Annotated in this window: 2 protein-coding genes and 1 pseudogene; all 3 read right to left on the reverse strand. The window is 54.8% G+C overall.

Going from position 1 to position 3,510, the window contains the following annotated elements; all coding sequences use genetic code 11:
- Positions 1-177 (reverse strand): annotated as a pseudogene (locus tag PDO_RS11295) (IS6 family transposase); the annotation flags it as partial.
- A 108-nt stretch (positions 178-285) separates the two neighbouring features.
- Positions 286-2,190, reverse strand: a complete 1,905-nt coding sequence (gene cysN, locus PDO_RS11300) for a sulfate adenylyltransferase subunit CysN (RefSeq protein ID WP_009109392.1) — start codon at positions 2,188-2,190, stop codon at positions 286-288.
- Positions 2,190-3,089, reverse strand: coding sequence for a sulfate adenylyltransferase subunit CysD (cysD, locus tag PDO_RS11305; RefSeq protein WP_009109394.1), 900 nt, complete (start codon positions 3,087-3,089; stop codon positions 2,190-2,192). Before cysD ends, cysN begins: the two co-directional genes overlap by 1 nt.
- Positions 3,090-3,510: the final 421 nt, after the last annotated feature.

Consider the following 3,510-nt stretch of genomic DNA (forward strand, 5'->3'; position numbering starts at 1 on the left):
GCTGTGATCGACCTCAAACCCGCGCTCGCGAAACATCTCTTCCAGATCCCGATAGCTGAGCGGATAGCGGAGGTACCAGGCAGCCGCCTGCACGACCAACCATGCCTCGAAGTGCCGCCCCTTGAAATCATCCTTTGACTGGCGCTCCAGCTTTTCGGCAATGGAATTCAGAATCATCGGCTCGCTCCGCAACTTCCGGAGCCGTAATTTCTCTTCGAGTGGTCAACATACCATTAAGCGCAAAAAATTTGCGACAGGCCCCAGAATGATGACACGACGTAAATGTTACTGAATGAATGCACGAGCCTTGAGGAAATCATGGATCTCCATCGCCAATTCTACAGGGCCTGCGTCAAGCGTCTTAAGTTGGATATCTGGTTTCTCGGGCGGCTCGTAGGTAGAGTCGATGCCGGTGAAATTGGTGATGCCGCCGGCGAGAGCTCGGCTGTATAGACCTTTGGGATCACGGCGCACACACTCCTCCAGTGGGGTATCGACGAAGATCTCAACAAATTCTCCTGGCTCCATCAGTTCACGCGCTAGTCGTCGCTCCGACCGGAAAGGGGCGATAAATGACACGATCACGATCAGTCCGGCGTGTGTCATCAGCTTGGCGACCTCCGCCACCCGGCGGATGTTCTCCACCCGATCCGCATCGGTGAAGCCAAGGTCGCGGTTTAGTCCGAGACGGACATTGTCGCCATCGAGGAGGATAGTGTGGCGGCCATTAGCATGCAGGATTTTCTCTAGATTGTTGGCGATCGTGGACTTGCCCGATCCAGAGAGACCGGTGAACCACAGCACCGCGGGCTTCTGGTGCATCAGTTCAGAACGCGAGCGCTTGCTGACATCAAGCGCCTGCAAGTGGATGTTTTGGGCGCGGCGCAGCGGAAAATCGATCATCCCGGCGCCGACCGTTGCATTCGTGAAGCGGTCTATCAGAATGAAATTGCCGGTGAACCGGTTGTCCTTATATGCATCGAAGGCGATAGGCACATGCAGTGACAAATTGCACACGCCAAACTCGTTTATCGCCAGCGATTTTGCGGCCGTATGCGCAAAGGTGTTGACGTCGATGCTGTGCTTCAGGCTCGTGATATTTGCCGTCACACTCTCGCATTCGGTGCGCAGAGTATAGCTGCTCCCGGGAATGAGAGGGTTGATATCGAACCAAATGATACGGGCCTGAAACTGGTCGGCAACCTCCGGTCGGTTGTCCGGTGCCACCAGCATGTCGCCGCGCGATACATCCACCTGGTCCGCAAGTACGATCGTCACTGCCTGGCCTTCGCGGGCCTCAACGAAGGTCCCGTCCATCGTCACGATCTCCCTGATATAAGATAGCATCCCCGACTTCGCCACCACGACCGGATCACCAACGGCAATTTTACCTGAGGCGACCTGACCAGCGAAACCCCGAAAATTGAGATCTGGCCGGGAAATATATTGGACCGGGAAGCGAAAAGCCTTGTCGAGATAGTCGTTGTCGACGGCGACCGTTTCCAGATGCTGAAGCAGCGTTGGACCTATGTACCACGGCGTATTTGGCGAGCGTCGGATGACATTGTCACCGAAACGGGCCGACATCGGGATCGACAGAATAGTCGCAAGTTCAAGGCTGGCTGAAAGTTTGGAATAGTCGGAGACGATCTGGTGGAAGACGGTTTCGTCATATTCCACCAAATCGATCTTGTTGACCGCCAGCACGACGTTGCGGATGCCGAGCATCGAGGCGATCAACGAATGGCGTCGCGTCTGGGGAAGTATCCCCTGACGCGCGTCAATCAGCAAAATCGCGAGGTCTGCAGTCGAGGCGCCTGTCGCCATGTTGCGTGTGTACTCATCATGCCCAGGCGTGTCGGCAACGATGAACTTGCGTTTTTCGGTAGCAAAGAAGCGGTAGGCGACGTCAATAGTAATTCCCTGTTCACGCTCTGCCTCTAGGCCGTCCACGAGCAAGGCGAAATCGATATCGTCGCCGGTGGTACCATGTCTTTTGCTGTCGCTCTCCAGCGCTGTCAGTTGATCTTCGAAGACTCGTTTGGTGTCATAGAGCAGGCGCCCGATTAAGGTTGACTTGCCGTCGTCAACCGAGCCGCAAGTCAGGAAACGCAGCAACGATTTGGTCTCCTGCTGTTGTAGATACTCGAAAACGGAGGGGGAAAGAGGGTCCTCAGAGAGGTCGTACATCAGAAATACCCCTCCTTCTTCTTCTTCTCCATTGAGTTTGATTCGTCCTTATCGATCACCCGTCCCTGACGCTCGGAGGTTCGGGCAACGAGCGTTTCAGCGACGACATCCTCAATGGTGGCGGCATCAGATTCAATTGCTCCGGTGAGTGGGTAGCAACCGAGCGTGCGGAAGCGGACCAGCCGCTCCTCGACCCGCTCGTGCGGGCAAAGCGACATGCGGTCATCGTCGACCATAATCAACGTTCCGTCGCGCTCGACCACGGGGCGCATCATCGCAAAATAAAGTGGGACAATCGGAATGTTTTCCTTAAGGATGTACTGCCAGATGTCGAGTTCAGTCCAGTTCGAGAGCGGGAATACCCTGATAGATTCACCCGGGTTGATGCAGGTGTTGTAGGTCTTCCACATTTCGGGACGCTGGATTTTCGGATTCCAGGCATGCTGGCTGTTTCGAAACGAGAAGATTCGCTCCTTGGCGCGCGATTTCTCTTCATCCCGCCGGGCGCCAGCGAAGGCAGCATCAAACTTGAAGGTGTCCAGCGCCTGTCGGAGCCCCAGCGTCTTCATGATGTGAATATGGGTGTCAGAGCCATGCACGAAAGGGCTGATGTTCTGCAGCAGCCCGTCCGGGTTGATATGGATGATTAGATCCAAGCCAAGTTCCGCAGCGGTCTTGTTGCGAAATGCGATCATCTCACGGAACTTCCATGTCGTATCGACATGTAGAAAGGGGAAGGGCGGCTTTGCAGGGAAAAACGCCTTCCTAGCCAAATGGAGCATCACCGAAGAGTCTTTGCCGACCGAGTAAAGCATCACCGGTCGAGAAAAGCTTGCCACCACTTCCCTAAAGATATGGACGGCCTCCGCTTCCAGTCGTTGAAGATGGGAAATACGCAAGCGAGATCTCCGTTGATCGTTGCTGCCAGTTTAGTGGTGGCAGCTGAGTACGCCGACCCGAAAACAGCTACAGTGCGACGATCAGGACAGCGAACTGCAACATCCCAGGATTATGCATGGCAATCAGAACATTATATTCGATTGCCGAATGGGGACAACCCTCGTAAAGCGTTGGCTCTACATCTCCATCTCTTGACGCATCGGCAAAGGGATAGAACCGCTGGACGTGCAGGCACTCGCCACGAAGCTTTCTGTTGTATGCTTCGATAAAGCCATCGTCTGTCGGCTTTCAGGGTCGTGAGCCTCGACCCGGCGCTAAGCTGGACTCTCGGACGTACGATAGAAAAGGGTTTGGATATCGTCAGAGGGCATCGTAAACTTAACGGAGGAAATGCCAGCGAAAGACGCCATCCGGAGATAT

Origin of the sequence: Rhizobium sp. PDO1-076, from assembly GCF_000247475.1 — a bacterium.
Classification (GTDB): Bacteria; Pseudomonadota; Alphaproteobacteria; order Rhizobiales; family Rhizobiaceae; genus Allorhizobium.